The sequence below is a fragment of the Sphingomonas sp. EU05-FHT14C10 genome, from assembly GCF_058790595.1.
The window spans coordinates 1-5,225 of sequence record NZ_JBYTEN010000042.1; the positions used below are offsets into that span (position 1 = coordinate 1).

2 protein-coding genes and 1 pseudogene are annotated in these 5,225 nt (G+C 64.1%); all 3 read left to right on the plus strand.

Features of this window, described 5'->3' with window-relative positions:
• The first annotated feature begins 5 nt into the window (after nt 1–5).
• A complete protein-coding gene (locus AC3WT0_RS19745; protein WP_492755116.1) occupies nt 6–1,850 on the plus strand; it encodes a strawberry notch C-terminal domain-containing protein in 1,845 nt (614 codons plus the stop codon).
• Nucleotides 1,851–2,239: 389 nt separating this feature from the next.
• Nucleotides 2,240–4,354 (plus strand): ParB/RepB/Spo0J family partition protein, encoded by a 2,115-nt coding sequence (locus AC3WT0_RS19750; protein ID WP_241213403.1) that lies wholly within the window; start codon nt 2,240–2,242, stop codon nt 4,352–4,354.
• 95 nt (nt 4,355–4,449) lie between these two features.
• Nucleotides 4,450–5,169, plus strand: a pseudogene (locus tag AC3WT0_RS19755) (ArdC family protein); the annotation flags it as partial.
• Nucleotides 5,170–5,225 lie beyond the last annotated feature (56 nt).

A 5,225-nucleotide genomic window follows, 5' to 3' on the forward strand; every position in this document is an offset into this window, starting at 1 on the left:
AAATCATGGAAAACCGAAGGAAACCTGCGTCTCTCGCCGCCACGCTCGACATAAACTGCGACTGCAAAGAATATGTGATCGACTATCTCGAGCGCGCCTTTCCGACCCGGCAGATGCGGGTCTTCACGGACGATACCGGCACGCAGCGTTCTGTGCCCATGGAAGACGAAGCTGGGAATCCCGTGTACAACCCGGAGGCCGAGGCCGCGCGTTCACGGCTTATAGAAGATCTGTGCGCTCTGCCTCCGATCACCTCCGCACTCGACGGCCTGCTCGAACAGTTCGGCCATGACACCGTTGCCGAGGTCACGGGGCGGACCAAGCGGCTCGTCTCGACGGCTGACGGCCGCCAGAAGCTCGAGACCCGTTCTACCCGGACGAGCCAGGCTGAAGCGGCCGCGTTCATGCAGGGCCGCAAGCGGATCCTCATCTTCTCCGATGCCGGCGGGACGGGTCGGTCATACCATGCCTCGCGCGATGTGCCGAACCAGGAGCAGAGAGTTCACCTGTTGCTGGAGCCCGGCTGGCGAGCCGACCGAGCCATCCAGGGCCTGGGTCGCACGCACCGCACGCATCAGGCGAGCACGCCGCTGTTCCGGCCCGTCACAACCGACTGCAAAGGCGAGCTACGCTTCACGAGCACGATCGCGCGCCGCCTCGACAGCCTGGGCGCTCTCACCCGCGGCCAGCGCCAGACCGGCGGGCAAAACCTCTTTGATCCCGCCGACAATCTCGAGAGCGAATATGCCTGCGCGGCGCTCGTCACCTGGTTTCATCTGCTCGTCGGCGGCAAGCTGACCAGCGTGTCGCATGGCGAGTTCGAACGCCGAACCGGCCTAGAGCTCTGCGACAAGGACGGAGTCATGAAGGATGAGCTCCCGCCCATCCAGCGCTGGCTCAACCGGATCCTGGCGCTCCCGATCGCCCTTCAGAACAAGATATTCGATGAGTTTCTTTCCTTGGTCGAAACCCGTGTCTCGGCCGCGCGCGACGCCGGGCGTCTCGACGTCGGAGTCGAGACGATCCTCGTCGATACCGCTACGCTGGTGGATGACACACTTTTGCGAACTGATCCGGTCAGTGGGGCGACATCACACCTGCTCACGATCGAGATCGCTCATCGCAGGACGCCGGTCGCGCTGGACCGCATCCTCCATATCGCGAACAGCGATGCCACCGCCGAGTTCCTGATCAACGGGAAGTCCGGCATGGTCGCGTTGCAGACGCGTGCCCGCGCCCTCATGGAGGAGAAAGAGGGAACGCCGATCCCGCGCTTCGAGCTAATGCGGCCGACACGGCGTGAATACATGCGGGAGCAGGAGCTGTTCGAGAGCGCCTGGACGACGATCGACCGCGACGCCTTTTGTCGAAAGTGGCTCGAAGAGGCAGAAGTAGCAGCGAACAAGGTCGACACCGAGACCATTCGGCTCGCGACCGGCTTGTTGCTCCCGATCTGGTCCGCGCTGCCGAGCGATCATCTCGTGGTCAACCGGATCGCGGACAAGGCGGGCAACAGCTGGCTCGGACGGCTCGTCTTCGACGAGCATGTCGTGCAACTCTTCACGAGGCTCGGCATCGACCGTGCCGAGAACATGCCACCCACGGATATCGTCAAGTCCGCCTCGTCGGGACGCAGCGTTGATCTGACCCGGCCGTTCCCGATGACGATCAAACGCTCCCTGGTGAACGGCTCCCAGCGGATCGAACTGGTCGGCGCACCATCGCAGCAACTTGCATGGCTCAAGTCCCTGGGTTGTTTCACCGAGGTTATCCAGTACCGAACCCGCGTCTTCCTGCCCATGGCAACGGCCGGCGACACGCTCGATCGCATACTGCGCGCCGCTGCCTGAGGCGGCCATCGCACATGCTGAATAAGCCACCCCGAATATTCGCAGGATTGAAAATTCGCGTTGCGCGCCCACATCTTAGCGATCGTTCAACAACGGAAAGGAGGTGGTCAGATGTCTCATTGTCACATGCCGCGTGCGGCGGCTCTCATGAGCAAGACCTCCGCCTCGGGGGTCCGGCTCGGCTGAGCTGCCCGTTCAGGCAGGACAATGGAAGGGTCGTCCGAAAGGGCGGCCCTTCGTTTTTGTGCGCATGTCTCGAAGCATGAGGCGACCGAGAGCGAGCACGCGGGGGCGGCGTCCACCCTCCCGGAGCGCTCTGAGCCAGAGAGAGGGAAGGGGGGTCGGGGATGGTGTCCGGAACTTGCCGGACGCCATGAGGAGTTTCCCCCGTGATCCAGACCGTCAAACTCAGCAAGCTGCGTCTCTCGCCAATCAACGTTCGCACAGCGCCGGACGAGCAGCTCCAGATCGGACCCATGGCCGCGAGCATCGAGGCGAAGGGCGTTCTGCAGAACCTTCTCGTCACTCCGGCCAAAAAGCCGCGCGGCACCTATGAGGTGTTCGACGGCGGCCGCCGTTGGCGAGCGCTCCGTCTCCTGGCGGAGCGCGGCACGATCTCGGAGGCGGACTACGACGTGCCTGTCATGGTGCTGACGGGGGAGGATGCCGAACTCTCCGAGACTTCGACCGCCACCAACTTTCATCAGCTCAAGATGACGCCGGCCGAAGAATGCCGCGCCTTCCAGCACTTCATCGGCAAGAGTGGCGACATCGATGCGGTTGCCAAGCGGTTCGGCGTCACCCGTCGCTTCGTGGAAGGTCGCCTGCGGCTCGCCTCTCTCGCCGAGCCGATCTTCGAGGCGCTGAGCAAGGGCGAGATCACGCTCGATATCGCCAAGGCATACGCCTCGACCGAGAATCGCGAGAAGCAGCTCCTCGTCTGGAACACGTATAAGCACAGTGAGGTGACCGCGGACACGATCCGCCGGGTCATCGAAAACGAGACGCTCAAAGCCAGCGACCCCATCGCGATGCTGGTCGGCGAACCGCGCTATCGTGCTGCCGGCGGCAAGATCGACGGCGACCTTTTCACAGACGGCAACGACCGTTGGGTCAATCCGGAGATCGCCCATCGTCTCGCCGGCGAGATCATGGAGGCCGAGGCCCGGCGGATCGGTGAGGAGACCGGGCTCGCCTGGATCCGCCCGATCGCCAGCAACTACACGCACAATGCCGCCCACGGGCTCTACCGCGTCATTCTTCAGCCGCCGGAACTGACCGCGGCCCAGAGTGCTCGGCTTGCCGAAATCGCCGAGCGTCGCGGTGCTCTCGAGGCCGAGATGCAGGATGCGGATCTGTCGGAGGCGGCGGTCAAGCTGCTCGACCAGGAAGATGATCGGCTGATCGCCGAGGCCGAGGCAATCGAGAATCGCCCACCGGTGTTGCCGGACGAGCTGAAAGCCCATGTGGGAGCGTTCCTCGTCCTCACCCCCCAAGGCGAGATGCGGCTCGACTCGCAATATTACAGCGAGCAGCAAATCCTCATCGAAAAGCCGCGCGAACCCGTCACGGGCGAGGATGATACTGCTCGTGACGGCGAGGCGGGTCGGGAAGATTCGCCGACCGGAGGATTTCGCGTCGCCGATCGTGGTTCCGCGCAGCCGGGCCGTCGGCCCGAGGCGGTGGCGCCCGGCGGAAAGCCACTCAGCGGGCGGCTGTATGATGAGCTTGCGATCCAGCGACGCGACATCCTCGCTTCGTGCCTCCTGGCGCAGCCCGCGCTGGCGCTCGACTTCGCGCTGTTCGTGATGATCGACGCCCGGATGTGCTCATCTGGCGGTCCCGCCGACGGCGCCGTCAAGTACGGCACGACGATTCGCGCGATGGGTCCGCAGGATCCCATGGTCGGAGATATGCCCAGCTCCCGCGCACGCGCCTACCTGGCGGAAGCCCATGATGGTCTCGACGCCGCGTGGACCGAGCATGACAGCGAGGTGGATCGTTTCGAGGGGTTCCGCGCTCTCGACGATGATAGCAAGGCGAACTGGCTCGCTTATATGGTCGCGCTGTCGCTCGAAGCGAAGCCCGGCCCGTCCAATGTCCAGGTTCCGCTTCACAACCGGATCGCCACGATCCTCGAGGTCGACGTCGCGGGCTGGTGGCGGCCGACCTCGGAGAATTTCTTCGACCGCGTGAACAAGGGCACGATCCTCAGCCTCCTCCACGATGTCGGGGGGCCGGCGCTTACGGCCCGTCACGCTTCGCTCAAGAAGACCGAGATCTCCGAAAGCTGCCAGAAGCTGTTCGCCGGGGAGTCGATCGTCGAACCCGAGGTCAAGCAGGCTGCGCTCGCCTGGGTTCCCAATGCGATGCGCTTCCTCGACGATGCCAACGCGAAGGTCATCGATCCCGCTGATGACGGCGATGCCGAAGACCCGTCCGATGACGCCGAACGCGGCTCGCAGGCCGAGGGCGGCGAGCTCTTCGAACCGGTCGAGGCCTGACCACCCGGCCACGGCCATCCGAACAACCGCGAGAAACTGGCCGTCGGCGCGCCCGCGTCGGCGGCCATCCCGTCATGCGACCGGAGCCCATCATCATGCGCGCCAAATCGACACCGAGCTGCGACGTCGCGGCCGAGATCACCAGTCTCATCATCCGCAAACTGGAGGAAGGGGTTGCGCCCTGGAGCCGACCGTGGCGCGTCACCGGCGCCGGGGGCAGACCGCTGCGGCACTGTGGCACGCCATACACCGGCATCAACACCATCTATCTCTGGGCGATCGCCGACGCGAATGGCTATCGATCCCGCTATTGGATGACTTACCGCCAGGCCGAGGCCCTTGGCGCAAATGTCCGCCGCGGCGAAAGCGGCTCACTCTCGGTCTATTATTCCAACTTCAAAAAGACCGAGGCCAATCCCGTTACGGGCGCCGAGACCGAAAGGAATATCCGGTTCCTGCGGCACTATGTCGTCTTCAACGCCGATCAGATCGATGGTCTTCCAGCCTATTTCTATTCCGGCTCCGACATCATCGATCCTGGCGACCCGTCCGACCGTCAAGGCGCGATCGACGCCTTTTTCGGAGCTGTCCCTGCCAAAGTGCGCCACGGGGGCGATCGCGCCTTCTTCCACCCAACTTTCGATTACATCCAGATGCCGCACCAGCGGTCCTTCAGGACAATGGACCACTATGCTTCGGTGCGCGCGCACGAGACGACGCATTGGTCGGGCGGCACCGCCCGCCTCGCGCGGACGTTCGGCAAGCGGTTCGGGGACCAGGCATACGCATTTGAGGAGCTGGTCGCCTTATCTGGACAGTCTGCGCCGCCCGCAACATTGCAGTAAGGTCGGCGATGGACGCCCACGGTAGG

Bases quoted from the DNA above. Each gene is read 5' to 3' on its own strand.
- AC3WT0_RS19745 (WP_492755116.1), top strand. From the start codon at position 6: ATGGAAAACCGAAGGAAACCTGCGTCTCTCGCCGCCACGCTCGACATA.